This window comes from Mucilaginibacter sp. P2_A4 (assembly GCF_056405015.1).
Genome location: NZ_JBFUCX010000004.1, coordinates 56,982 through 82,829 on the forward strand (window position 1 = coordinate 56,982; position 25,848 = coordinate 82,829).

Sequence of the window (25,848 nt, forward strand, 5' to 3'; positions counted from 1 at the left end):
AACCCCTTATTAAACATAGATAGTTTATAAAATTGGCCCTATTGATAGCCTTATTATTGCCTATCAATTGACGCGCCAAGTTTTTAAACGTTGCTTAAGCGTTATTTTTATAAAGAGATAAAAATAAATCAGCATGACCTTACTGCTTGTCATTTTGCAAGTAGTTTGGCCAGTATTTCTACACAACGTTCCAGCTCTGCAGGTGTTGAGGATGCAAAGCCCAACCGGGTAAAATTAGGGGCCGACAGATTATTTTCGCCCTGGAAGTAGAGTCCTTTTTTTAATGCACCCTGAGCCAGATCGGGCAGGTTAATCTTATCATCAAAATGTGTCCATACGGCCATGCCGCCATCAGGCACTTTAAAATCAACATAGTTTTTAAGGAAATCACCCATCAGACTGCAAAAAATATCCCTCCGTTCCTGGTACATCCGCAATGATTTACGTAGGTGTCGTTGAATAATGCCATTTTGTAATAGCTCAGCCATGGCGTTTTCGAGCATTGTATCGCCCTGCCGGTCGATGGTTCTGCGAAGTTGCGCAAGGTGTTCAATAACATTTTCGGGGCCAACCAAATACCCAACCCTTATAGCTGGTGATATTGTTTTTGAAAAAGAACCGCAATACAACACCATACCGGCATCATCGGCGCTCGCCAGCGGCATCAGGGGTTTGTTTTGATAGTGATAATCATAATCGTAATCATCCTCAAAAATAATGAAGCCATGCTTTTGTGCCAGTAAAAGTAGACGGATCCGCCTATCGGCCCGCAACGCTACGGTAGTAGGGTAATGATGATGCGATGTTACATACACCATCCGCACGGGCTGCTTACGGCAAAGCTCATTAAGCATGTCGATATCTATCCCGTATTCATCAACCGGTATTTTTAAAAGATTGGCCCCGGCCTGCAAAAAATTAATTTCGGCCCCGGCCCAGCCCGGTTCGGCTGTTACAACGGTATCTCCCGGCTCCAGCAAGCCCGCACAGGCCAGGTGCAAGCCCATAACTGTGCCGCGCACAATAAGGATATTGGCCGGTGTAACCCTTAGCCCCCGTGTAATATTTAAATACGCCGCCAATTCCTCCCGCAACCATATCGAGCCCTTTGGGTCTGCATAGCCTAAACGGGTATAGGGGTTTCCGGTTAAAAGTTGTGTACGATAAGCCCTTGAAATATCAAGCACAGGCGCGATACGCACATCCGGGAAACCATCATCAAGATGCAGTTCGATATTCAGATCGGCTATTTTACGTTGAAGATGGGGCGCCATTTTAACCCCGAACCCGGCTACTTTAGCAACATCATGCGTATCACTCAACAACTTTTGAGGTTTAGATACCGGCAAATGCGCGGCCACGTATGTGCCGCTGCCTGTACGGCTTTCCAGCCATCCCTGTGCAAGCAACTCATCATACGCCCTGATAACCGTTTTACGGTGAACGCTTAACTCTGCTGCCAGTTGCCGGGTGCCAGGCAGCCTATGGCCCGCCTTTAAAGTGCCGGCCTTTACCAAAGTCATTAATTGGTTTGCCAGCTGAATATAAACCGGTAAAACCGCGTCTTTATCTATACTTAAGCTTGTTGAAAATACCTGCATAAAACCGGACTACCACTTTTGTATAAATTGGGCGACAATGGTGATCCAATAAACGCATAATTTTATAAAAAAACAAAATTATGGCAACTCCAGCAGCACATCTTATTCCCAGCAGATCAGCTAAAAGGGCAAATTACGAGCCCGAAACCATTAACGCCATCCTTGATGAGGCGTTGTACTGTACCATCAGCTATTCATCAGAAAATAAACCCTATTCCATCCCCACTGCCTTTGTGAGGTATGAGGATCGTATTTATATACATGGTTCTGTGGGCAGCCACTTGATGCGCGAGCTTGAAAAAGGCATCCCGGTTTGTATCTCTGTAACACTGATGGATGCGCTCGTGATAGCTAAATCAGCATTTCATCATTCTGTTAACTACCGCTCGGTAGTAATATTTGCGCAGGCCGAAAAAGTAGAGGACATGGCAAGCAAAATAGAAGCATTTAAATGGCTCACCAATAAAATTGTGCCCGGTAGCTGGGATTACCTGCGCCCGATACAGGAAAACGAGGTACGCAAAACAACCGCGCTTGCCTTTAAAATTGACGAAGCCTCGGCAAAGATCCGTACAGGAATGCCAGTTGATGATGATGAAGACCTAAACCTCCCGATATGGACGGGCCTTATCCCCTTGCAAACCAAACGGATGCCCCCTTTACCCGACAAATTGAGCGAAGGAATGCCATTACCATCTCATCTTGTGCATATTTAGTTTTAAAAATCAGGCTCGGCCTGATTTTTAAATTCTGCTGCCGTGTATTTTTTATATTTTTGCTTAAAATAATTTAACAATGGCCGAGATCAGTATCTCCAATAAAGATTGGGAACGTGTAAAAATTAAAGTTCAACGTAAGTATAACAACCTTAGCGATGAGCAACTAAGATATACCGAAGGACAGGAAGAAGCCCTGATAACCAAATTGATGGATTTGGTAAACCGTAACAGGGAATATGTTGTCTTTACCTTGAAAAAGGCATTGGTGAATATTGATAATAACAGGCTGTAAATTAGGTCGCATTTGTAAAAATCGATAAGCTTTTCGTATTTTTATATGCTTTAATGTTGTACAGGGTATGGTGATCTTCAGAAAATATAAAAAGATAGGCTTATTTGCCGGTGTTATAATGCTGGCGGCCGGTGTTGCGGCTTTTGATGACGACCTGTTCCAGATATCGAAAAACCTTGATGTTTTTGCATCAGTATATAAAGAGGTGAACATCAATTATGTTGATGATATCAACTCGGCCAAGCTGGTTAAAACCGGGGTTGATGCTATGCTGGAGGGACTTGACCCCTATACCGAGTTTGTACCCGAATCTGAAATTGAGGATTATAAGCTACATTATGTAAGCACCCAGTATGGCGGTATTGGCGCCAGCATATTTGCGCGCAATGGCAAAGTATACGTATCTGATGTATTTGAAGGCTTCCCGGCCCAAAAAGGAGACGTACGCCCTGGCGATCAGGTATTAAAGATAAATGACATCGACCTTAATGGTAAAAATAACGACCAGGTAAGCCTGCTGCTTAAAGGTTCAAAAGGCGCTGCCATAAGGCTCTTTATTAAACGCGATAATGTTGCCCAGCCATTTGAAAAGAGCCTGGTACGTGATGAGATAAAACAACCTAATGTTTCTTACTCTGGCATGGTTGCCGGCAACATGGGTTATATTAAACTCGATAAATTCCTGGAAAACTCTGCCAGCGAAGTGACCAATGCCCTGGTATCCCTAAAAAAGAACAATCCCAGTGGTATTATTTTGGATCTGCGCTCCAATGGTGGCGGCATATTACAGGAAGCAGTAAAAATAGTTAACCTTTTTGTGCAAAAAGATGTTGAAATAGTATCGCAAAAAGGAAAAATAAAAGATAAAAACTTTACCTACAGCACCGTTAGTGCTCCCCTTGAGCCTAATTTGCCCCTGGTAGTATTGGTAAACAGCCACTCGGCGTCGGCATCAGAAATTGTTGCAGGCTCATTGCAGGATCTTGACCGTGCCATTATTATAGGGCAGCGCAGCTATGGCAAAGGCCTGGTTCAACAAACGTTTAACCTGCCTTATAATAGCCTGGTAAAAATCACCATCGCCAAATACTATGTACCATCGGGCCGTTGCATCCAGGAACTGGACTATACCCACCGCAAGGATGATGGCAGCGTTGTTAAAGTAGCCGATTCACTAATCCACGAGTTTAAAACCAAAAATGGCCGCTCGGTTTATGATGGTAGCGGCATTTACCCTGATATTTTTATTAAACAAGAGCGGTTTGCCAATGTAACCCAGGCTTTGGTGGGCAAACTTTTAATATTTGATTACGCCACCTTATATCGCGACAAGCATGCTAAAATAGCCGATATCAAATCGTTCAACCTATCAGATAACGACTATAACGACTTTGTAAAATATCTTGCTGATAAAAATTATAACTACACCACATCATCAGAAAAACTGCTGAACAACCTTAAAACCGAGGCGACCAAAGAGAAGCAGTTTACTGAAATCCAGGGCGAATATGATGTTTTGAAGGCTAAACTCCTCACCAGCAAAAAGAACGATCTGCAACAGCATAAGGATGAGATAAAACAGGTGCTTGAAAACGAGATAGCATCACGGTATTACTTTGAAAAGGGCCGTTACGAAGCCAACTTTAAATACGATAAAGAACTGGCCCAGGCTGTAAAAACGATGCAGGATAAAGTCCAGCTGGCATCCATACTAAAAGGCGAAGGAAACTATAAAGTTATTGGTAAACCTATGCTGGCTATGGCCGGCAAAAAAGCGGCAGACAAGGATAGCGAGGACGATCAATAAGCCGCTGTTATATTACCGACTTTATAATTGTAACGGCTTAATTACACGTTGCACCGCATATTTAACTAAACTTTTTTCATCGGTTATTGTCATACCTCCAAACAAAACAATAACACTATGAAAAAGATCATTTTAACAGCCGCCATTTTTTTAGGTTGTTTATCAATAAAACCTGCCAGTGCACAAATAAGTTTAAGCATCAATATTGGCAGTCAACCAGACTGGGGCCCAACCGGCTACGATCATGCAGACTATTACTACATGCCCGATATTGATTCCTACTATGATGTAAATACACATCAGTATGTATATTTCAATAATAACGCGTGGATACATTCAGCCGCATTACCTCCGCGTTACAGCAATTACGATGTTTACCATAGCTACAAGGTTGTAGTAAACGAACGTACTCCATGGGTTCGCAACGATGTTTACCGCACCAAATATGCAAACTACAGGGGCCGTCATGATCAAAACATCATCCGCGACAGCCGTGATGTGAAATACACCAAGCATTGGAATGGCAACGGCAATGGTAAAGGCAACAGACAAGTTGTACGCAAAGAAGTACGTAACGACCGTAAGGAGGACCGCAAAGATGACCGTAAAAATGATAAGGGTCATGGTCACAGAGATTAATTTTTGATTGTTTATTTTATATGAAACAGGCTTTCCATAACAGGAAGCCTGTTTTTTTATGCGCTGTTACAGGCAAGAGACCTATCTGCATTATGATTTTAAACTTTTTGGATTAAATATTGTCATACATCCAACAATGCGCAACTATAAATGAATTCATCCGTATTGGCGCAGTACTTTAACAAAATCATCAAATGAAAAAAATCATCCTGTCAGCAGCAATAATACTAAGCTGCTTCGCTATTAAAACAGCCAGCGCACAAGTAAGCGTTAGCCTGGGTTTAAATATTGGCAGCCAGCCTGCCTGGGGCCCTGTAGGTTATGACCACGCAAGTTATTATTACATGCCCGATATAGATACTTATTATGATGTACCTACCCATGAGTATGTTTATTTTGATAACAATATATGGGTACATCATACCTACCTACCGGTGCGTTACCGCAACTATGACCTGTATCATGGCTATAAAGTTGTTATAAACGACAGGAACCCATGGTTAAGGCATGATGTTTACAGAACAGAATATGCCGGTTACAGGGGCCGTCATGACCAAGGTTTTATCCGTAACAGCCGCGATACAAGGTATGCCAACTATTGGAGAGGCAACCATGATCGCAGGGGATCTTATAACCGTCCTAACTATGGTAACAGAGGATACGGACGTCCTGAATTTCATGGCAACGGCGGCGGTCGTGATAACCGCGGTGGCGGTGGACATGAGAACCACGGTGGTGGCGGACATGAGAATCACGGTGGCGGCGGACATGAAAACCACGGTGGTGGTGGACATGGCGGTGGCGGACATGGCGGCGGACACGGCGGACATTAATCATTACAATTTAATACTTACAGGCTTCCCTAAAACGGAGGCCTGTTTTCGTTTAGGCGCTTATGACAACAATTAGTAACGCCTGATCATGACAAACCGGCTGGTTTTTATTTATGTTTGTGTGTTAGCCCGTCAACAGCAATGTATACACTATCAGAAGAAAATTATTTAAAAGCGATTTATCGCGTTGCACAGCAAAAGGATGTTAAGATAACGCCTACCGCAATTGCCGAAACCCTGGGTAACAACCCGGCATCGGTAGTGGATATGATACGCAAGCTTACCGAAAAGCAATTAATAGCTTATGATAAAAAACAGGGCGTAAAACTTACCCAGCTTGGATTAAAAGATGCTACATTGATAGTACGCAGGCACCGTTTATGGGAAGTTTTTTTGTTAGAGAAGCTGGGCTACCATTGGGACGAGATCCATGATATTGCCGAGGAACTGGAACATATCAGCGATATTACACTGGCCGACAGGCTTGATAAATTCCTGGGCTTCCCGGAGTACGATCCGCATGGCGACCCGATACCCAAAGCCAATGGCAAGGTCCCCAAATCATTTTCAGTAACCCTAACCGATCTTAAAGCCGGCACCACCTGCCGTGTAGCGGCGGTTCGCGATACCAGCAATACCTTTTTACAATATCTTATTAAACTGGATATTGGCATAGGCACCCGCATTCAACTGATAGAAAAGATCCCCTTTGATAATTCCCTTGTGATTAGCATCAACGGTAAAGAAAACACCACCGTATCTCAAAAATTTGGCGAGAACATTTTAATAGATTAATTAAAAAAACGATCTGCAGATTGTCAACCGTTCGTCCTAATTTAAGAATATTTCAACTTTATTAGCAGTAAATTATCGATTTACGTTATTTACAAGCCCTTTTTCATCTTATTTTCATACAAGCCTGCTACTTTAGTTTTTGCAGAGTAACGGTGTAGCCTTTTTATCAGGAAATTTATCGCCCCTGCAACAGGATTAGAGTTGTTTGATTTTTTGACGATAAAGAATTTCATTTATGTTGGCAGTAAAAACTTTAAGTAACAATTTAGCCACCTACAGGCGCAACGTTTACGCAATGGGTGATAAGTTTGAGATAAGTGTTGTTGGGAACGATCACTTACTGGCCAATGAGCAAATAAACATTGCCATTTGTGAAATTAACCGGGTAGAAAAATTACTTTCGGCCTTTGGCGATGATAGTAACATTAAACAAATTAACCGTAACGCGGGCATTGAACCGGTAAAAGCCAATGGCGAAATATTCAGGTTGATTGACAGAGCTTTGCAAATATCTGAACTTACTCATGGTGCCTTTGATATTACCTATTTTACAGGCAATAATGTAACAGGTAATGATAATGCACTTGTTGAAAATGCTCCTGTTAAAACCGCTCCATATTCGGTAATGCAAACCAACTACCAGAGTGTTATACTTGACGCCGCTAAACAAACCATCTTTTTAAAAGAAAAAGGCATGCGCATTGGTTTTGGTGCCAATAGCAAAGGTTACGCTGCCGATAGGGCAAAATACGTTTTACAAATGAACGGCGTAAACAGTGGTGTAATTAATTCAGGCGGCGATTTGCTAACCTGGGGAACCCAGCCTAACCATAAACCATGGACAGTTGCAGCTGCCGATCCGGAGCAAAGAAAACAACCATTTGCCCATCTTAACATTAGCGACATGGGTTTTGCTACTTCAGTAAATGCCGAGAAATATGCCAGTGTAAGTAAAAAGAAATTCCAAAGCGTGACAAATGCCAACAAAGGATTCCCGGTAAGCGAAATTAAAAGCGTGAGCATCATTAGCCCAACAGCCGAACTTTCTGATGCAATGGCTTCGCCGGTAATTAATATTGGCGTTAACGCAGGTATGTATTTAATAAACCAGCTAAATCAAATAGCTTGTATCATTATTGATGATCAAAACAGGGTTTACACATCAAAAGATGTAAGCATCTGATATAAAATAAATTATAACCTATCAATTATTCAGGCAACGTGTTTATTTACAAATTATCCGGGCAATACCTGCCGGTTAAATAATTTAGTAACGTAATTGTTATCAACAGCCCCCTCCCCCTTGGGTATTACTGTTTAAATTGACCGATATTTGAATACAATTTTAAGTTTTTCTTCCCCCCAATGATAAAGTGGTTTGCGTATATTGTCCTCGTATTGATATTTGCACCATATTTATCATCTGCCGTTATTAAAAACAGCCCGTTAAATTCTGTTTATAATTTCCGTATGATTACGGTATTGCATGATAATCTATCTGCGGATACTATATTGTCAAAAAGCAAAAAACAGCAGGAACTGGATGAAAAAAATAAAATTAAAGAGGTAGCTAAGGCAAGAAGACAGGCAAAGCCCGAAAAGGTTGACGAAAATGGCAATACTACACCAGCCAAACCAAAACCGAAAAGACAGCGTCGGCCCGAAGGATTGGAGCGTCCGCCAGAAATACCACGAAGAAATGGCAATTAAACAGGTTAACAAACAATTTACCGATTTTTGATGAAGTACCTTTGCTTACTTTTTTTTGTTATGGGTAGTAATACCTTATATGCTGCAGGTATTAACACAGACCTTTTTACGAGCAACAACCTCCATGTTGTTGCCGATACGGATACCATTATCAGAAAGCAATCTGTTTCTGTAGGGGTAAATTACGGCAGCGATGCACTCTTTTTTGGTCGTACCGGGCCAGTTAAATACCCGTTTGTAACCGGCGATCTTATCTATAACACTAAACAGGGCTTTTTTGCCTACGGTTCAATACTCAAAGTTTTGGGATACACGCCGATTGATGAAGTAGATTTGGGTGGTGGATATTTTTACAAATTTTCTAAAGATTTTTCGGGAGCGGCAAGCTACACGCGCTTTATTTTTAATAAAGATGCCAATGTTATAAAATCGGCATCATCAAATGATGTCAACCTCAAAAACTCCTATGATTGGCACTTCGTAAAAACAAGTGTGATCATGGATTACCTTTTTGGCAAATCAAATGATTTTTTTGTAACCGTAACCAACTCCAAATACATTGAAACCAGCTGGAGTATTTTTGATGACAAGGATTACCTTTCCTTTAATCCATCCTTTAATTTTATAACGGGCACCCAAAATTTTGTACAGCGCTATTCTCTTGACCATCGTTTTAAAGATGATATAGACAATATTTATGTACACAATGACCCTAACTCTGCACGTTATAACAGGAAGTTTAAGATGCTCAACTACAGTTTTAAATTGCCCATTGCCTATAACAGGCCGCATTATACATTGGAAGCATCGTGGCGATACTCTATCCCCGTTAACGTTGAGGGGGCGCTTGAAAACAGAAAAGAATCATTTTTTAACTTTACCTTTTACTACCTCTTTTATTAAACCGGGTATATGAATGTTTTAATAATTGAAGACGAAAAAGCACTTGCACAGGAACTTGAAATCTTCCTGACAAATTATAACTACATATGCGAGGTTTGTTACGATGGAACTTCGGCATCAGAAAAAATAGCGACCAATCTCTACGATTTTATTTTGATAGATCTGGGCCTGCCAGATTATGAGGGACTTGATCTGCTGAAAGAAGCCAAAAAACTCGATTCGGACGCGGCCTGTATCATACTTACAGCACGCGCCGAAATTACCGACCGAATTAAAGGGCTCGATCTTGGCGCCGATGATTACCTGCCCAAACCATTTTCGTTATTGGAACTTCAAAGCCGCATGCAGGCCATAATCCGCCGCAAATTTGGTGTTAAAAACAATATAATTGAACTCGACGGTTTCCTTATCGATCTTACAAACCGTACCATTACATACGGCAGCAGTACGGTAAATGCCATCACAAAAAAGGAATTTGATCTTATTGCTTATTTAATTTTACATAAAAATCGCACCCTTACCCGCATGCAGCTAAGTGAACACATTTGGGGCAGTGTGGTTAATAATGATTACGACTCCAACTATATAGATGCGCACATTAAAAATATCCGGAAAAAATTAAATGCCTTTGCATCGCCCGATTGGCTGGAAACCGTAAGAGGACTGGGCTACAAAATTAAAATCAACGCTTAAGTATTGAAACTCAGAACAAAACTTACGCTTTTTAACGCCATATCAAAACTGGTGATTGCCATACTATTTGTATTGCTGGTACCGGTATTGATCAAAAATATCAGTAGTAATTATGTAGATAGCAAGCTCATAAAACAAAAAAACAAACTACTCCAAATAGTAAAAAGCCGGGGCATTGAAACCTATATTGTAAACGGCGAAGGGTATGGAAGTTACCTGCCCCTCAAAGACGAATATATAAGTCTTGACGAGGTTGAACCCAATTATTATTTAGATACCATTAAAAGGGGGAAACGTCTTTTTAGCGAGGGAGATACGCTTGAATACCGCATATTAAGCCATACTTTTAAAGTAAAAAATAAAAATTACCTGCTGGAGATAGGCAAAAGTGTTGATACACTTGATGAAACCAGTACCCCGCTACAAAATATAGCTTTCCAGGTATTGCTGGGCATGATCCTGCTTACCATCCTTGCTGACCAGGTTTATTCCAATTATGTGCTTAAGCCACTCCGCACTATTATAAAAACAAAACTGATTGGTCAAAAGTTCCCCAATTTCCAGTCGTACAGAAAAGTGCGGACCAACACCTCTGATTTTGAACACCTTGATCTGAGCATTCATAAAATGATTGAGACCATTGCTGATAAATTCCACAAGGAGCGCGAGTTTATTTCTAATGCCTCGCACGAGCTCATGACCCCAATCTCCATCCTTCAATCAAAAATTGAGAACATGTTTGAGGAGGAGGATATCAGCGACGAGATCAAGGTGCGTTTACTGGAGATGCAAAAGATCCTGAACCGTTTAAAAAGCATTACCAAAACACTACTCCTGATATCGCAAATAGAGAACGAACAGTTTTTAAAGGAAGACAAAGTAGCGGTAAGCGAATTACTGCAGGATGTATACGATGAAATTTCCATTCGCTTACAGGATAAAAACATCAGCTATGATATTTCGGTACCCGATAACTGGTACCTGGTTAATATTAATAAATTCCTGCTGTTCAACTTGTTTTTTAATCTTATCAACAATGCTATTAAATATAACCGCGAAGGTGGCAGCATCCGGGTAACGGCAGTAGCAGTACATGATAAATTTATCATCAGCATTACGGATACAGGTATAGGCATTGACGCCGATGCGCTTCCATCCATATTTAATCGCTTCAAAAAAATCCGCCAGTCGTTACAGCAGGAGAGTTTTGGGCTTGGCCTGCCAATTGTAAAATCAATAGCCGGCTTTCATGATATCGAAATTGAGGTAGTATCAGAAAAAGATGCGGGCAGCACTTTTAAACTTATATTTCCGGCCACCTTAATAGTGGTTAATAATTAACCGGGACCCTTCCCGTGTATCGATAATTTTACATTTGATGTACTAAAAATTAGCCACTTTTTAGTGCCCACACTAAAGGGTGCATGCAAGCCCGAAATCCACTTTCTTAATTGTTAAAAAAGTAACGCCATAGTAATGATTCGCCTTCAATATTACGGAATATGCCTTTTGGCATTAGCTTTGCAAATAACAACTTATATACATATATAATATTATGAAATCTTTAAGAATAAGGGTAGCTACTTTTAGTTTAGCATTAGCAACAGCAGGCATTTTAAGCGCAGGCTGTAACTCATTAACCAAAACGCAAAAGGGTGCTGCAATTGGTGCCGGTGCCGGTGGTACCGTAGGTGCATTTATTGGCAAGGCAGCTGGCAATACAGCGTTAGGAGCTATTATAGGTGGTGCTGTAGGTGGTACCGCAGGTGCCTTTATTGGCCGTAACATGGATAGGCAGGCTGCAGAAATAAAACAAACCGTGCCCGGTGCTACCGTAACCCGCGAAGGCGAAGGTATCCTGGTAAAATTTGATTCAGGTATTTTGTTTGATACCGATAAATCGGCGCTTAAAGCAGAAGCTCAATCTAATTTACAAAAATTAGCGGCCTCGCTTCAAAATAATCCCGAAACAAATATTTTAATTGTTGGCCATACCGATAATACTGGTTCCAACGCCCACAACATGACTTTATCTGTGCAAAGAGCCGAATCTGTAAAATCATTTATAGCCGCAGCCAACGTTGCTTCATCACGTTTACAAACTTCCGGAAAAGGCGAAACTGAACCAATTGCTGATAACACAACAGTTGATGGCCGTTCAAAAAACCGCAGGGTAGAGATTGTAATTGTTGCTAACTCAACAATGAAAAACGAAGCCAAACAAGCCGGTCAGTAATAAGCAATTTCAATAATATATTGTTATAATAAAAGATCAAGTTAATTGTAAAAACCTGGCCGCGAGGGCCGGGTTTTTTATTTTACGGATATTATAATAACACAAAAAACAATTTGTAATCAATGAGTTAATCAATTACATTTGTTATATGTTAAAAAGATCAGGAGCGATATTACTAACTGTGCTGTACGCTGTTACGGTATTGGGCTTTGCTCTTAATCTCCATTATGTTGGCAGCAAAGCTGCTTCTGTAAAAACAAATACGGCAGTTATCAATTGTAGTTCAACAGGAAAGACAAATTGTTGCAAACGCACTCCCGTTAAGCCAAAAATTAATGATACTTTCCACGACGAAGCAACATCTTTTTTTAGCAAAGTATTCGCGTTTGCACTACCACAGTTACCCTTTAAAAACCTTTTCTATTCACCACGGCAATCTGTATTTGCGAAAGTTTTTGACAGGGAACCAACCGACGAACCCTCGCGAGGTACCGCAACATTTATCCAAACCTTCATTTTCCGTAACTGATAAATTAATTGAACGCCCCGGCAATTTCACTTTCGGTTTATCTCAAAAAGTAGTTTAAAAATGAAAACGCTCAAAATATTCATCATCCTGTTTTCCCTGTCTGCTACCGTTGCCAAAGCACAGTTTACCAAAGCCGAATTGCAGGTTAGCGGCCTTACATGTGCCCTTTGTGCCAAAACAACAGAAAAATCTTTACGTGCACTTCCTTTTGTAAGCGAAATTAAAACCGACCTGATCCGCAATACTTATCTTATTACTTTTAAAAATGATGTGCCGGTAAACTTTGAGCAGATCAGCAAAAAGGTACAAGATTCCGGCTTCTCGGTAAACAGCCTGAAAGCCACCTACAACTTTGATAACACCAAAGTTGCCGATAACTATTTTAGCTACGGCGGCGATACCTACCGCTTGCTTAATCCCGCTGATAAATCCATCAATGGTACTGTTAACGTTACCGTTGTTGATTTTGGTTTCGCGCCAAAATCGGTATCCAAAAAATACCTGGGCCAGGTAACTGATACCGCTCCGGCATCTGGCCGTATCTATCATTTAGCTATATAGAACTTTAGCGGCTGTCTAAAATAGGTAAACCGACCGTCGAGTCATAAAATCCGGTGGCCTCTGAAGGAGAAAATGACGTAAAAAAGGTTTGTCATCCTGAGGAACGAAGGATCTATTCGCCGACTGTACAGGGCGAAGAAGCATGGCGAACAACAGATCCTTCACTGCGTTCAGGATGACAAAAAGTTTTTTTTGCAAGAAAAAAGCGCGACCATTTTCACGGCCACGCTGTTGTAGGGGATATTAAAAAAATCTTTTAAACTCTGATATAGATCTTATTCTTATCTAACAGCCAACCCACGCTCCAGCACAGGAGCATGTAGCTAATAGCAAACAAAAGTGAGCCTATTGCGCCCGGCGCTATTACCTGGTAAAAATTATCATTTATCCAGCCATATAAACTGCCGCCCTTTACCGTGAACATGTAAAAAAAGATAACCAGGGTTTCTGACAATACATAAATTGGCAGCGGATTTTTACCTAAAATGGTAAAGAAACGGGTCCAGTTACCTTTGTTCCAGTCGTTTATTTCGAGGGCATAAACCAGGAAAGAAAGGATCACCAGGTCGAGCCCGGTTGTAACCAGTACAAATGAGCTACTCCACAATTTTTTATTGATAGGGAATACCATATTCCAGCACAAGGCCAGGAATATGAACAGGCAGCCCATGAGCAACATTTTAGATATCACATCATACCCCTTGCCCTTCTGCTGAATAAACTTACCAGCATAATAACCAACCACTACGTTAACAATAGCAGGCAGCGTACTCAATATTCCTTCGGGGTCAAAAGCTATCTTTTCACCATGATACAGGTGGTTATCGCCCAGTACAAATTTATCAAGAAAGATACCCGCGTTCCCGGTCATACTCAATGGGTTTGATGGATCACCAAAAACCAACAGGATTACCCAGTAACCAATTAAAAACAGTACCGATAATATGATAACCGATTGTTTTGACAGAAAATGGATCATGAGCGATGCAAAACAATAGCACAATGCTATCCTTTGCAAAACCCCCATAATACGGGTATGGCTTATAGGCGAAAACTCAACATGTCCCTTATCTAAGCTAAAGAAGGGGAACCAATACATCAGGTAACCTATTAAAAATATCAGCAGGGTACGTTTAAATATTTTGGCGAGCACCGCTGCGTTGCCCATTTCCAGGTAGCGTTTCATTGAAAAGCTCATGGCGTTACCAACGGCAAATAAAAACGAAGGAAAAACCAGGTCGGTAGGTGTAAAACCATGCCAGGCCGCATGTTCCAATGGCGAAAATGCCTGCGCACCGCTACCAGGTGTATTTACAATGATCATAAAACATATGGTCATCCCTCTAAATACATCCAGCGATAAAAATCGTGTTGATGATTTGTTCATGTTTTGGTTTAAAAAAAATTTTACCGGTTTGCAGCAGGGAACAATACCCGGTAGTCTATAAAATATGCCGGGATATTGCTATCCCGGCAGCATTAATTAATGGTATCCTGGGTTTTGTTTAAGTACCGGGGCGCCACTTTTCGCGCTCAAGTCAATCTCGGTAAGTGGAATTGGGTAGTATTCGCTTTTACCCTTCACAAACTTGCCCCCTTTAACATCATTGGTTAGCGTACTTTGATAAGCGATATAAGCATTAAGCTCTGTATCAGCAATACCCCATCTTACGAGGTCAAAAAAGCGATGACCTTCCATGGCTAACTCAATTTTCCGTTCAAAATAAATGGCTTTAAGTGCAAAATCCTTACTTGCAAAAGCGCCGGGCAAATAAGGGCTCACTTTATAATTTGCTGCAGGCGTATTGGTAAAGCCCGCGGTAGGGTTATCATCATTTTTATAACTATGCACCCACCCTGTTGTATTGGCGGCCCGGTTGCGCACCATATTAACATAACTTTCTGCCTTATCAAAATTACCAAGTTGTGCTTCAACCTCGGCAGCCATGAGCAATACATCGGCATAACGGATCAGGTTATAATTGATGCCAGAGCCTGGAGCCCATGATGTATTATCACCATTGGTAGTTTGCTCGGCCTGGCCGTAAACATTTTTAATGGGCGAGTAAGGGCCCGCGTACTGCTGATCCCTTATCCAATCGGTACCTGGGTGTAAGCCCCAGTCAAGAAAAGGAATGCCTCTGCGACCAACAGTCCAGTCTAACCGCGGATCAACTGTTCCAGCCTCGGGGGTAAAATCTCCATCGGCGGCAATGCCCATATCCGTTTTTAAAGCATGGCTGTTGTAATCGTCAAGGTATGGTAAGCCGGTAACCGCATTTGTGCGGAAATGGTTTGCCAGATCAATGGAAGGCTGATAAAAACCGCAGCAACTAAACGGACTGCTATTACCGTAAGGAAAATTCAGCATATCGCCATTGTTGGCATTTGAAGGACCACCCGGATCTGTATTGGCAGCTGCCTGCACCGCAAAAACAGACTCGGCGCTGTTATTAGTTGCGGCCCTGAAATTATCGTTAAACTTGGTGTTCAACGTATACTTTTGCCCCAATGCTGTTACACCCTGGCCTATTACAGCATCAAAAACCACTTTTGCCTCGGCATATTTATGTTCATATAAATATGTTTTTGCTAAATAAGCACCCGCCGCCCACTTGTTGGCACGGCCTACATTATCCTGTGTATTAGGCAAATTATCATACGCGTATTTAAAATCAGCCTCAATTTTTGGCCAAATATCAGTTGTGTTGGGCTGATTGATATCCGTTGTGGTTTCATCAAGATAAGGCACATTATTAAACATCTTTTTCAGATCGAAATAATAATGCCCACGTAAAAACTTCGCCTGGGCCAATATATTCGTTTTTGCCGCGGCAGTAATTACGGCAACCTTTCCTGTTATTTTAATAGTGTTATTGGTTCTTGAAACGCCTTCAAAATCGGCCCTCCATTTACTATCAAAAAAGCCGTTGCTTGCATCGGGGTTATACTTAAGGATAGGTTCAATGGGCTGCTGATCACCGGCAATACTTCCCTTTGAAGCATCACCACCCGCAACTCCTCCATATATCCAGTTATCGGGCGATGCCTCCCAGGCTCCGCCGCCGCCTATAGCAGCGTCTCCACCCTGCTGTCCGTCTAAAACGGCATAAGCGCCTACAAGCAGTTCATTAGCTCCTGCTTCTGTCTCCAAAAACTGCGGCTCAAGCGCACCTGTAATTGGTTTATCAAGAAATGTTTTTTTACATGCACCAAGAGCCAAAACGCTGAACAACATGATGCTGAAATATTTTTTTGCTTTCATTGTAATACTTTTAATGCTGTTGTTATAATGAAAAATTAACTCCGAATAAAAATGTACGTGGACTGGCATAGCTGCCTTCGTCAATACCAAAGTCTTTGGTATTACCACTCAGCTCGGGGTCAATCCCGCTGTAACCTGTTAAGGTAAACAGGTTGGTTGCCGATACATAGATCCTTAACTTTTGAACACCAATCTTTTTTAAACTGTTGATATTAAAAGAGTAGCCAATTTGCGCGTTACGCATACGCACATAAGTTCCGTTTTCAACAAAATACGAGTTTGGGGTTGCTCCGCTGCTGGTTGATGCATCCAATTCCTGTATAGGAGCCTTGGCATTTTGATGCGTTGGAGTCCATGAATCATTAAGGGCAGTGTAGCTTTTAGCTGTACCGAATGAAGCATAAAAGTCTCTCCAGTATTTAACACTGTTCCACAATTTGTTGCCGAATGAGCCATAAAGAAATATGCTGGCATCAAAGTTTTTATAATTTACACCCAGGTTTAGCCCTGCAGTAACCTTAGGATTAGGATTGCCAATAAATGTACGGTCAGCATCGGTAATTATACCATCACCATTTACATCCTTATATCTGAAACGGCCAACCTTTGTATCTGATTGGTAAACTGCATTTGGATCGTTACTTATTTTTTGAGCACTGGCATCGGCGGCATCAATCTGGCCCTGGTTATTCCAAAAGCCTACTACCTGGTATCCGTAAAATTCACCTAATGAGTGGCCCACGGCGCTCCTGGTAATTGGGCTATCAAAGCGGCTTGTGGCATCGCCTACAAAATAGGTTCTGTCATCAGATACTTTTAATATTTTATTGTTATAGGTAGTTACAGTACCGGTAGCACTAAAATTAAGGTCTTTGCTCGCTCTGATATTGCCGGTTACAGATATATCAAGGCCTTCGGTTTTCATTTTACCCACGTTTTGAGCGGGCACCTGCCCGTTACCGGCTGTACCTAATTGCGTGGCGGCGTATAAAAGATCCTTTATATCCTTACGATAGTAATCGGCTGTTATTGCTATTTTGCCATCAAGTATGGTAGCATCAAACCCAAAGTTGGAGTTGATGTCCTTTTCCCATAAAGCATGTGGGTTGGCTATCTGATCCTGGTAAAAGCCCGGCAACAATGCGGAATTACCATCTAAGGGATAATATGACTGGCCAATATTAGTACCAAAGGTGGTATAAGCATCCTTTGATCCCATATTAATCTGGTTACCCATTATACCCCAGCCACCTCTTACTTTAAGATCGGTAAGCCATTTTACATCTTTAAGAAAACTCTCCTGTGAGATACGCCAGCCCGCGCTAAATGCAGGGAAATAACCGTAGCGTTGGTCTACCGGGAATTTTGATGAACCATCGCGGCGAATGGTGGCGTTAAACAGGTATTTGTTATCATAAATATAATCAAGACGCGCAAATTCAGACAACAACGATGTGGAGCTTTTACTACTGTAATTGTTTTTGTTTGTTGTACCTGTTGAAAGGTTCACATAATCAGGATCAAAATTATAAAAGCCTTGTATACTGCCTCCAAGGCTTTTATCATACGTTTCAACCGACTCGGTACCTACCACAACGTTAAGATTATGCTTCCCGAAGATTTTTTGATAGGTAAGGGTATTGGTCCAGTTATAACTGTAACTATTGGCAGAGTTTTCGTTATAGCTGTTTATGAGAGAATTTTCAACGTTTTCATAGGTTGGATAGGTAAACGCGTGGTCGTTGCTATTGGTGATATCGCCTCCAAAACTGGTACGCAGGGTAAGCCCCTTAAAAATATCCGCTTCGGCAAACATGTTACCCAACAGGCGGTAAGCTGTAGAACCATTGTTTTTGGTGCGCTGCTGTATAGCCACCGGGTTATTGGCATCGCCCAGGCCGGTACCATAACTACCGGCATAATTACCTTTTATATCATAAACCGGGATTATTGGCTGCTCTCTCAAGCCCATAGCGATAACGCCATCCGGACTGTTGGCGGTGATCTGTGCATGGTTGGCCGCGGCTACCTGTGGCGTTCTTGTAATGGAATATGACAGGTTTTCGCCTACCCTGATGTGTTTGGTTATATTAAAGTTGGTGTTTGAGCGTAATGTGTACCGTTTAAGATAGGTATCTATCAACGTACCCTGCTGATTAAAATAGTTAAGCGAAAACAGGTAGTTTGCCTGTTCGGTACTGCCACTTAATGTTAAGTTATGACTTTCTATCGGCGCGGAATTAAATAACTCATGATACCAATCTGTACCGGCTTTATTGGCCCTTGTTATCCTGTAAAAATTATTATAGTCGTTGGGCGATGTATAAAAAGGGTTTACATAATATTTTGAAGGGTTTACTGATGGATCACCTTCTTTAGCCCCGGCAGGTGTTATATAATCAGGCAGTGTAAAGGTTGTTCCGGTACCCGAAGGATTATACAACGGATCCTGGAGATCAGTAATACCCGAGTTTTTTTGTGCTGTTAACTGCAGGTTGGCCATCTGCTGCGGGTTAAGCGTATTCCAAACGTTTCCTCCTTTAGGCACCTGTGTGCCATAATAAGCATCGTATTGTACACTTACTTTACCCTTACCTCTTTTAGTGGTAATGATGATAACCCCGTTTGCCGCCCTCGCCCCATATATAGAGGCTGAACTTGCATCCTTTAACACCTGTAACGATTCCACATCATTGGGGTTAATGGTACTTACATCATAAGTTTCCATTCCATCCACCACGTACAATGGCGTATTATCTCCAAATGTGTTAAAACCCCTGATGTGTACCTGGGGTTCTTCGCCCGGCTGGCCCGAGCCCGTTACTGTAACACCAGATGCCTGGCCCTGTAGCTGGCTGTTTACTGATGATGAAGCCTGTTTATTTAAATCTTTAACATTTACAACAGCCACAGCACCGGTAAGGTCCTTTTTCTTTTGGGTGGTATAACCAACCACAACTACCTCGTTGAGGGCCTTTGACTCCTCTACCAATTTTACGTTGATGATGGTTTTCCCGTTAACAGCTATCTCCTGGGGGGTAAAACCCAAAAAGTTAAAAAGAAGTGATCCGGTACCATCGGGCAGCGTTAAGCTATACTTACCATCAATATTGGTAACTGTACCTAAGGTACTTCCCTTAAGCTTTATACTTACTCCCGGTAATGGTGCGCCGGCAGCATCGGTAACTGTACCTGTTACCGTAAGGGTGACAATGGCCTCCCCATCTGTTGGTTTAATAATAATGATATCATCCACCACCTGGAAGGTGAGCTGTTGATTTTTAAGTACATGGTTCATTACCGTTTCAATGCTGGCATCCTGTAGTTCAACGTTGATCTTTTTATCTACGTTAACCTGGTCAAGCCGGTAAAAAACCGTGTACTTGCTGCTTTTCTCAATCTGCTTAAACATCTGTTTAACAGATATATTGTTCACACTAAAGTTGTAAACATTTTGCGAGTAAGCGGCAGCGTGTATTTGCATTATTCCCGTTAAGAGTAAAACAGTTACAAGCTTCATAATTTTAATCGTTTTTTGCCATGCACGCACAGCCATTACAGATTTTCTGTCAAAATTTATCATAAATTTGTGTTTTAATTAGTTAATACGATGCTTCCCCAAGCGTAGGGTATTAGCTATTGATTTATAGGACCCGGGTGTTAGCGCACTTCGGGTTTTTTATTTTGAAAGAGAGCGTTAGTTTTTTATCATAGTTTGTTTTTTAGTTTTTAAGATTAGCTGATTAATTTTTATTGTTTTTAGTAATGTTTACAGTGTTACCCGTTATAGCATAGTTGATAGCCGTATTGCCCTTTATTAACTCCAGAACCTTATCAATACTGGCCACATTTTTAAAACTGCCGGAGTAGCGGATGTTTTGCAGCACGGTATCATCCATCATAATTTTCACATTGTACCTGCGCTCCAGCACCCGGGAGATCTCATCAAGCGTATTGCCATCAAACACCAGCAAATCATCTTTCCAGCCGTCATACCGGTTCAGCTTCGCCGAATCCACCTGCAGCACCTGTATCTCGTTCAGGTTTTTTAGCTCTTTATCATCCTGTTTTGCCGCGTATCGCTCTGCTTTGGGATAAAAGATCCTGAGCACCTGTTGTGGTTTCACATAAATACGGCTCATTTCATTGGCGTTGTTATCTACATTGCCCTCAACTGATACTTCTCCTTTTACCACTGTTGTTTCAAAAAACGAATCGTTAGGATAAGCCTTCAGGTTAAATTTTGTACCGATATCCCTGATGGTATAATTTTTAGTGTTAACCAAAAAAGGAATAGTTTTTTTCCCCGGAGCTATCTCAAAAAAAGCTTCGCCCTCCAGGTAAACCGTGCGGTTGGTTTTATTAAAATTAGTACTGTAATTAAGCTTGCTCCCTGCGTTTAACCAAACAATGGTACCATCATTTAAAATTATTTTTTTGATGCCGCCATTTTTAACCGATACCTGCCTTACACGCTGAATATTTTGTGAGTAATGGTTTACCAGCAACGCTGTAAGCACGCCAAACATGGCTACCACAGCGGCTACCTTACTCCACACTTTTAGCCTCACATATTTTGCCTCCTGCGGTATTGTTGCCAAAGCAAATTTATCAAAGGATTTTTCCTCATTCACCACTCCCTGCTGCAGGTACAGCATATTTTGCCAGGTTTCATACAACTGTGCAAAATACTGTTCATTCTCCGGGTGCGCGCTTACCCATTCCCTTACCTGCGCGGTCTCCTTTTCATCGGCTTCGCGGGTTATATACTTTACCAGTAAAATTTTTATCTCTTCGTTGTCCATTCTTATTATGACTACAAGACAATTGAAAAAGCGGATACCCTCAAGCGCTTTGAAAATATTTTTTCATTAAATTGGGAGATATCATAAAAAGCCACCCGCTAATTGCGCACAACGCAGTTAACACAGAATTTTTGTACATTAGCTTATCATTATTTCCATATTAAATTTGAATCTTTCAAATTTTAATCGCTAACTTGTTAAAGTTTTTTAAAAAGTATTTCATTTTACTTGTAATATGAATAGATGATTACCAAACCCGCCGACGCCTTAATTACAAAACTCACGCAGGGTGATGCCCGGGCGTTTGAAGTTTTATTTAAACTTCATTACACCCGCCTTACGCTTTTTGCCAATCGCTTTGTGAATGACCTGTCGGTTGCCGAAGAGATAGTAGCTGATGTATTTACCGATTTATGGGAGAAAGGGCACGAGGTTACTTTTTCAACATCGGTAAGCTCATACCTATATAAGATGGTGCAAAATCGCAGTCTTAATTATTTAAAGCACCAAAAGATAGAGAACCTATACGTTAGCTATCTTGAAAAAAACGATCTGTTTGATGAAATGCGCCGCACTGTTGAAAACGGCTACGAAGAAAAGGAACTGGCCCGCCAGATAAAAGCTGCCATCAATACCCTCCCAGAAAAATGCCGTGAAATTTTTGTACTGAGCCGCTTTAGCGATATGAAGTATAAAGAGATTGCCAGCCAGCTTAATATCTCGCCCAAAACTGTAGAACGCCAGGTAAGTATCGCCCTTGAAAAGCTAAGGCAAACGCTGAAGCATGTGAGTTATTTGTTGTTTTTTTAGTAGTGATAACGGCATTGATGTATATGAATCGAGTCATTTTCGATCTTATATACCAAACGATGTTCCAGATTTATCCTGCGGGACCACAATCCTGCTAAATTATGTTTTAAAGGCTCTGGCTTGCCCGAACCTTCAAAAGGGGTTCTTTCTATTTCTTTTACCAAAGAGTTTATCTTTCTTAGGATAGATTTATCTGTGGCTTGCCAGTATAAATAATCATCCCATGCCTGATCAGCGAAAATTATTCTCACTCTTCAATAAGTTTTCTTTCTGTACCGATACCTTTGTTAAAATCCTCGATACTTTTCATAAGCCGGGCGGCATTGTTTGGGCTTTTAAGTAGATAGAAAGTTTCTTCCATACTCTCATAATCAGCTTTGGAAATAACCACAACGTCTTCTGCGTTGATGCTTGTAACTACCAAAGGTTTATGATCATTACGCACTTTATCCAAAAAGTACTTTAACTGCTGCCTGAAGGTTGTATATGTGGTGACTTCCATCTGCTTAATTTTAAATAAAGATATAAAACACAAACCACATGTACAAGAAGCTGTACGTGTGGTTTGTAACTTTTCTTCCTACAGCCCCATTTCCTTCTTTAAAAACTGGCCGGTAAAGCTATCTTTTACCTTGCACAAACCTTCGGGCGTACCGCTGAAAAGGATCTTTCCACCACCAGAGCCGCCTTCGGGACCAAGGTCAATTACGTGATCAACCACCTTAATTACATCCAGATTGTGTTCGATAACCAAAACCGTGTTGCCTTTATCAACCAATTGATAAAGCACACCCAACAGCACGTTGATATCTTCAAAATGCAAACCGGTTGTTGGTTCATCCAATATATAAAAAGTATTACCTGTGTCTTTTTTGGATAATTCGGTAGCCAGCTTAACACGCTGTGCCTCTCCACCCGATAAGGTGGTTGATGCCTGGCCCAACGTAATATAGCCCAACCCCACATCAAACAAGGTTTTTATTTTACGATAGATGGCCGGGATATGTTCAAAAAATGGGGTGGCATCTTCAATACTCATATCCAGTACATCGCTGATGGATTTACCGCGGTAACGTACTTCCAGCGTTTCGCGGTTGTAACGGCGACCGCCACATTCTTCGCAAGGCACCTGTACATCCGGTAAAAAGTTCATCTCTATCACTTTCATACCGGCACCCTGGCAGGTTTCGCACCTGCCACCTTTTACGTTGAACGAGAAACGTCCCGGTTTATATCCCCTGATCCGCGACTCGGGCAAAGCAACATACAAATTACGGATATCCGAGAACACACCGGTATAAGTAGCCGGATTTGAGCGTGGCGTACGCCCGATAGGTGTTTGATCTATCTCGATCACCTTATCAATATTTTCCAGGCCCTCAATTTTATCATAAGGCAGCGGATGTTTTTTGGCCCTGAAAAAATGATGGTTTAAAATAGGGTATAAAGTTTCGGTAATTAAACTTGATTTACCACTACCCGATACGCCTGTAACGCCAATAAGCTTACCCAGGGGGAAATCAACCGATACCTTTTTAAGGTTATGACCGGTTGCTTTTTTAAGGCTTAAGGTTTTGCCGTTACCCTCTCTCCTCTTTTCGGGCACAGCGATAGAACGCTCGCCATTAATATAGGAGGTTGTGAGCGTATGCTCTTTCATTAGCTGCGCAGGAGTTCCCTGTGCAACTATCTGCCCGCCGTGTACGCCGGCTGCCGGGCCCATATCTATCACATGGTCGGCTTCCAGTATCATATCTTTATCGTGCTCAACCACTAAAACGGTGTTACCCAGGTCGCGCAGGTTTTTGAGGGCATTTATTAAACGCTCATTATCGCGCTGATGCAAACCGATACTTGGCTCATCCAAAATGTACATTACATTCATCAACTGCGAGCCAATTTGCGTGGCCAGCCGGATGCGCTGCGCCTCGCCACCTGAAAGCGTTTTGGCCGTACGATCGAGCGTTAAATAGCTCAGCCCTACATCCAGCAGAAACACTATTCGTGCTCTAATCTCTTTCAATATCTCTTTGGCGATAACATTCTGGCGTTCGGTAAGCCTGTCTTCCAGCCCATTGAACCATTCCTGCAGATGATTGATATCCATGCAGGCCAGCTCAAATATGTTTTTGTTATCTACCTTAAAATGTAACGACTCTTTCTTCAACCTTGCACCCTCACAAACGGGGCAGGTTTTAAGCACACGATAGTTTTCCATATCGTCCATGCCTTCATCATTGCGGCGTTCCTGCTGCTCCTCAAGCATACGCACAATACCATCAAAAGTGATGGAGTAGCTTTGCACATTCCACTTGTTGTATTCAACAGAAACATTAATCGTATCGGGCGCGCCATTCAGGATGATATCTAGGTGATCGCGGCTTAGTTTTTCTATCGGCGTGGTTAACGAAAATTCATACTTTTTTGCTAATGCCTTCAACACCTGGAAAATCCACGTTTCGCGGTATTCACCTATCGGCGCCAAACCACCATTCATGATGGTAAGTTTAGGGTTAGGAATAACAGAAGCTTCATCAACCTCAAAAATATAACCCAAGCCATTACATTTTTCGCAAGCGCCATAAGGCGAGTTGAATGAAAATGTGTTGGGCTGCGGCTCATCATATGAAATGCCCGAAACCGGGTCCATCAAATATTTACTGTAATAGGCTACATTACCATCTTTATCGCCCACCCTAATGATGCCCTTGGCAATTTTTAACGCGGTTTGTACAGAGGTGTATAAACGCTTGCTATCTTTTTCTGTTACAACCAGCCTATCCACCACAATATCAATATCATGAATCTTGTACCTATCCACCTGCATCTTAGGCTCCACATCGGCCATGGCACCATCAATCCAAACCTTAAGGTATCCCTGCTTACGTATGGATTCAAATAATTCGCGGTAATGACCTTTACGGGCCTTTACCACCGGGGCCAGGATATTAACCGGCTCGCCGTCAAATTTTTCGGTGATGGTTTTCAGGATCTGATCTTCAGACATGCGCTCCATTTTCTCGCCGGTAGTATAGGAATAAGCATCCCCGGTACGGGCAAAAAGCAAACGCATAAAATCGTAGATCTCGGTAATGGTGCCTACGGTTGATCGTGGGTTTTTACTGGTGGTTTTTTGCTCAATAGCAATAACCGGACTAAGGCCAGATACCTTATCTACATCCGGCCGTTCCATACCACCCATAAACTGACGGGAATATGCCGAAAACGTTTCCATATAACGGCGCTGCCCCTCGGCATAAATAGTATCAAATGCCAGTGATGATTTACCGCTGCCGCTTAAACCGGTAATTACCACCAGCTTGTTGCGCGGAAAAGAAACATCAATATTTTTTAAGTTATGTACCCGGGCTCCGTAAACTTCAACTTCACTTTGCTCGCCCAGATCAACAGTTTTTGTAATCATATATTAAGGATGATTTAGTGAATTAGCGGGTTAGTGATTTTTAAGACCAATTAGAAAAAACCTCGCCAATCATAAACAGGAGAAGCAAAAAAATCACCAAATCACTAATTCAGTAACGCACTAATTAGCCCGCAAATATACGCAAAAAAGGCCGACCTTCCAGCTGGGAAGGTCGGCCTCAAAGTGCTCCGTAGTGTAATCTTTAATTAATTATGACATTGACAGT

The 25,848-nt window shown here is 41.7% G+C and carries 23 protein-coding genes; 15 read left to right on the forward strand and 8 right to left on the reverse strand.

The window, feature by feature from the left end; all coding sequences use genetic code 11:
* Positions 1-149: 149 nt before the first annotated feature.
* Positions 150-1,601, reverse strand: coding sequence for an aminotransferase-like domain-containing protein (locus AC1DYB_RS09240; protein WP_477434292.1), 1,452 nt, complete (start codon positions 1,599-1,601; stop codon positions 150-152).
* 80 nt (positions 1,602-1,681) lie between these two features.
* Here AC1DYB_RS09240 and AC1DYB_RS09245 point away from each other — a divergent pair, with 80 nt between their 5' ends.
* From AC1DYB_RS09245 to AC1DYB_RS09310, 14 genes are all read left to right on the forward strand, one after another.
* Positions 1,682-2,317 carry a pyridoxamine 5'-phosphate oxidase family protein gene (locus AC1DYB_RS09245; protein WP_477434294.1) on the forward strand — a complete coding sequence of 212 codons (636 nt, stop codon included), beginning with the start codon at positions 1,682-1,684 and terminating at the stop codon, positions 2,315-2,317.
* Between the two features lie 79 nt (positions 2,318-2,396).
* A complete protein-coding gene (locus AC1DYB_RS09250) occupies positions 2,397-2,612 on the forward strand; it encodes a hypothetical protein (protein ID WP_295716888.1) in 216 nt (71 codons plus the stop codon).
* 67 nt (positions 2,613-2,679) lie between these two features.
* Positions 2,680-4,419, forward strand: a complete 1,740-nt coding sequence (locus tag AC1DYB_RS09255; protein WP_477434296.1) for a S41 family peptidase — start codon at positions 2,680-2,682, stop codon at positions 4,417-4,419.
* Positions 4,420-4,536: 117 nt separating this feature from the next.
* Positions 4,537-5,058, forward strand: a complete 522-nt coding sequence (locus tag AC1DYB_RS09260) for a hypothetical protein (protein WP_477434298.1) — start codon at positions 4,537-4,539, stop codon at positions 5,056-5,058.
* A 194-nt stretch (positions 5,059-5,252) separates the two neighbouring features.
* Positions 5,253-5,891, forward strand: a complete 639-nt coding sequence (locus AC1DYB_RS09265) for a hypothetical protein (RefSeq protein ID WP_477434300.1) — start codon at positions 5,253-5,255, stop codon at positions 5,889-5,891.
* A gap of 141 nt (positions 5,892-6,032) precedes the next feature.
* A complete protein-coding gene (locus AC1DYB_RS09270) occupies positions 6,033-6,686 on the forward strand; it encodes a metal-dependent transcriptional regulator (RefSeq protein WP_295716883.1) in 654 nt (217 codons plus the stop codon).
* A 235-nt stretch (positions 6,687-6,921) separates the two neighbouring features.
* Positions 6,922-7,869 carry an FAD:protein FMN transferase gene (locus AC1DYB_RS09275; protein ID WP_477434303.1) on the forward strand — a complete coding sequence of 316 codons (948 nt, stop codon included), beginning with the start codon at positions 6,922-6,924 and terminating at the stop codon, positions 7,867-7,869.
* Positions 7,870-8,051: 182 nt separating this feature from the next.
* Positions 8,052-8,396 carry a hypothetical protein gene (locus tag AC1DYB_RS09280; RefSeq protein WP_295716879.1) on the forward strand — a complete coding sequence of 115 codons (345 nt, stop codon included), beginning with the start codon at positions 8,052-8,054 and terminating at the stop codon, positions 8,394-8,396.
* 60 nt (positions 8,397-8,456) lie between these two features.
* Positions 8,457-9,299 carry a hypothetical protein gene (locus AC1DYB_RS09285; RefSeq protein ID WP_477434305.1) on the forward strand — a complete coding sequence of 281 codons (843 nt, stop codon included), beginning with the start codon at positions 8,457-8,459 and terminating at the stop codon, positions 9,297-9,299.
* Between the two features lie 9 nt (positions 9,300-9,308).
* Positions 9,309-9,992 carry a response regulator transcription factor gene (locus AC1DYB_RS09290; RefSeq protein ID WP_295716875.1) on the forward strand — a complete coding sequence of 228 codons (684 nt, stop codon included), beginning with the start codon at positions 9,309-9,311 and terminating at the stop codon, positions 9,990-9,992.
* Between the two features lie 3 nt (positions 9,993-9,995).
* Entirely contained in the window at positions 9,996-11,333 is a 1,338-nt protein-coding gene (locus tag AC1DYB_RS09295; protein ID WP_477434307.1) for a sensor histidine kinase, read from the forward strand.
* A gap of 214 nt (positions 11,334-11,547) precedes the next feature.
* Positions 11,548-12,228 carry a YiaD family glycine zipper/OmpA-like lipoprotein gene (locus AC1DYB_RS09300; RefSeq protein WP_477434309.1) on the forward strand — a complete coding sequence of 227 codons (681 nt, stop codon included), beginning with the start codon at positions 11,548-11,550 and terminating at the stop codon, positions 12,226-12,228.
* A gap of 148 nt (positions 12,229-12,376) precedes the next feature.
* Positions 12,377-12,757 (forward strand): HYC_CC_PP family protein, encoded by a 381-nt coding sequence (locus AC1DYB_RS09305; protein ID WP_477434311.1) that lies wholly within the window; start codon positions 12,377-12,379, stop codon positions 12,755-12,757.
* Between the two features lie 60 nt (positions 12,758-12,817).
* A complete protein-coding gene (locus AC1DYB_RS09310) occupies positions 12,818-13,318 on the forward strand; it encodes a heavy-metal-associated domain-containing protein (protein WP_477391511.1) in 501 nt (166 codons plus the stop codon).
* 256 nt (positions 13,319-13,574) lie between these two features.
* On the opposite strand, the gene AC1DYB_RS09315 is transcribed toward AC1DYB_RS09310, so the two are convergent.
* The 4 genes from AC1DYB_RS09315 to AC1DYB_RS09330 form a co-directional block, all read right to left on the reverse strand.
* Positions 13,575-14,705: an acyltransferase family protein gene (locus AC1DYB_RS09315; protein WP_477434313.1), complete on the reverse strand. Its 1,131-nt coding sequence runs from the start codon at positions 14,703-14,705 to the stop codon at positions 13,575-13,577.
* Positions 14,706-14,801: 96 nt separating this feature from the next.
* On the reverse strand, positions 14,802-16,583 hold the full coding sequence (locus AC1DYB_RS09320; protein WP_477434316.1) for a RagB/SusD family nutrient uptake outer membrane protein: 1,782 nt from the start codon (positions 16,581-16,583) through the stop codon (positions 14,802-14,804).
* Between the two features lie 22 nt (positions 16,584-16,605).
* Complete coding sequence (locus AC1DYB_RS09325) at positions 16,606-20,166, reverse strand: TonB-dependent receptor (protein ID WP_477434318.1); 3,561 nt, start codon at positions 20,164-20,166, stop codon at positions 16,606-16,608.
* A gap of 160 nt (positions 20,167-20,326) precedes the next feature.
* Positions 20,327-21,388 carry a FecR family protein gene (locus AC1DYB_RS09330; protein ID WP_477434320.1) on the reverse strand — a complete coding sequence of 354 codons (1,062 nt, stop codon included), beginning with the start codon at positions 21,386-21,388 and terminating at the stop codon, positions 20,327-20,329.
* Positions 21,389-21,631: 243 nt separating this feature from the next.
* Between AC1DYB_RS09330 and AC1DYB_RS09335 the strand changes: the two genes are divergently transcribed.
* A complete protein-coding gene (locus AC1DYB_RS09335; protein ID WP_477434322.1) occupies positions 21,632-22,198 on the forward strand; it encodes an RNA polymerase sigma-70 factor in 567 nt (188 codons plus the stop codon).
* On the opposite strand, the gene AC1DYB_RS09340 is transcribed toward AC1DYB_RS09335, so the two are convergent.
* The 3 genes from AC1DYB_RS09340 to uvrA form a co-directional block, all read right to left on the reverse strand.
* Positions 22,195-22,449 (reverse strand): Txe/YoeB family addiction module toxin, encoded by a 255-nt coding sequence (locus AC1DYB_RS09340; protein WP_477391505.1) that lies wholly within the window; start codon positions 22,447-22,449, stop codon positions 22,195-22,197. The genes AC1DYB_RS09335 and AC1DYB_RS09340 overlap by 4 nt on opposite strands.
* Positions 22,446-22,700 carry a type II toxin-antitoxin system Phd/YefM family antitoxin gene (locus AC1DYB_RS09345; protein WP_477391504.1) on the reverse strand — a complete coding sequence of 85 codons (255 nt, stop codon included), beginning with the start codon at positions 22,698-22,700 and terminating at the stop codon, positions 22,446-22,448. Before AC1DYB_RS09345 ends, AC1DYB_RS09340 begins: the two co-directional genes overlap by 4 nt.
* A 78-nt stretch (positions 22,701-22,778) precedes the next feature.
* Positions 22,779-25,622 carry an excinuclease ABC subunit UvrA gene (gene uvrA / locus AC1DYB_RS09350; RefSeq protein ID WP_477434324.1) on the reverse strand — a complete coding sequence of 948 codons (2,844 nt, stop codon included), beginning with the start codon at positions 25,620-25,622 and terminating at the stop codon, positions 22,779-22,781.
* Positions 25,623-25,848: the final 226 nt, after the last annotated feature.

Coding starts and splice junctions, on each gene's coding strand:
- AC1DYB_RS09240 (WP_477434292.1), bottom strand. CDS start 1,601: ATGCAGGTATTTTCAACAAGCTTAAGTATAGATAAAGACGCGGTTTTA.
- AC1DYB_RS09245 (WP_477434294.1), top strand. CDS start 1,682: ATGGCAACTCCAGCAGCACATCTTATTCCCAGCAGATCAGCTAAAAGG.
- AC1DYB_RS09250 (WP_295716888.1), top strand. CDS start 2,397: ATGGCCGAGATCAGTATCTCCAATAAAGATTGGGAACGTGTAAAAATT.
- AC1DYB_RS09255 (WP_477434296.1), top strand. CDS start 2,680: ATGGTGATCTTCAGAAAATATAAAAAGATAGGCTTATTTGCCGGTGTT.
- AC1DYB_RS09260 (WP_477434298.1), top strand. CDS start 4,537: ATGAAAAAGATCATTTTAACAGCCGCCATTTTTTTAGGTTGTTTATCA.
- AC1DYB_RS09265 (WP_477434300.1), top strand. CDS start 5,253: ATGAAAAAAATCATCCTGTCAGCAGCAATAATACTAAGCTGCTTCGCT.
- AC1DYB_RS09270 (WP_295716883.1), top strand. CDS start 6,033: ATGTATACACTATCAGAAGAAAATTATTTAAAAGCGATTTATCGCGTT.
- AC1DYB_RS09275 (WP_477434303.1), top strand. CDS start 6,922: ATGTTGGCAGTAAAAACTTTAAGTAACAATTTAGCCACCTACAGGCGC.
- AC1DYB_RS09280 (WP_295716879.1), top strand. CDS start 8,052: ATGATAAAGTGGTTTGCGTATATTGTCCTCGTATTGATATTTGCACCA.
- AC1DYB_RS09285 (WP_477434305.1), top strand. CDS start 8,457: ATGGGTAGTAATACCTTATATGCTGCAGGTATTAACACAGACCTTTTT.
- AC1DYB_RS09290 (WP_295716875.1), top strand. CDS start 9,309: ATGAATGTTTTAATAATTGAAGACGAAAAAGCACTTGCACAGGAACTT.
- AC1DYB_RS09300 (WP_477434309.1), top strand. CDS start 11,548: ATGAAATCTTTAAGAATAAGGGTAGCTACTTTTAGTTTAGCATTAGCA.
- AC1DYB_RS09305 (WP_477434311.1), top strand. CDS start 12,377: ATGTTAAAAAGATCAGGAGCGATATTACTAACTGTGCTGTACGCTGTT.
- AC1DYB_RS09310 (WP_477391511.1), top strand. CDS start 12,818: ATGAAAACGCTCAAAATATTCATCATCCTGTTTTCCCTGTCTGCTACC.
- AC1DYB_RS09315 (WP_477434313.1), bottom strand. CDS start 14,705: ATGAACAAATCATCAACACGATTTTTATCGCTGGATGTATTTAGAGGG.
- AC1DYB_RS09320 (WP_477434316.1), bottom strand. CDS start 16,583: ATGAAAGCAAAAAAATATTTCAGCATCATGTTGTTCAGCGTTTTGGCT.
- AC1DYB_RS09325 (WP_477434318.1), bottom strand. CDS start 20,166: ATGATAAATTTTGACAGAAAATCTGTAATGGCTGTGCGTGCATGGCAA.
- AC1DYB_RS09330 (WP_477434320.1), bottom strand. CDS start 21,388: ATGGACAACGAAGAGATAAAAATTTTACTGGTAAAGTATATAACCCGC.
- AC1DYB_RS09335 (WP_477434322.1), top strand. CDS start 21,632: ATGATTACCAAACCCGCCGACGCCTTAATTACAAAACTCACGCAGGGT.
- AC1DYB_RS09345 (WP_477391504.1), bottom strand. CDS start 22,700: ATGGAAGTCACCACATATACAACCTTCAGGCAGCAGTTAAAGTACTTT.
- uvrA (WP_477434324.1), bottom strand. CDS start 25,622: ATGATTACAAAAACTGTTGATCTGGGCGAGCAAAGTGAAGTTGAAGTT.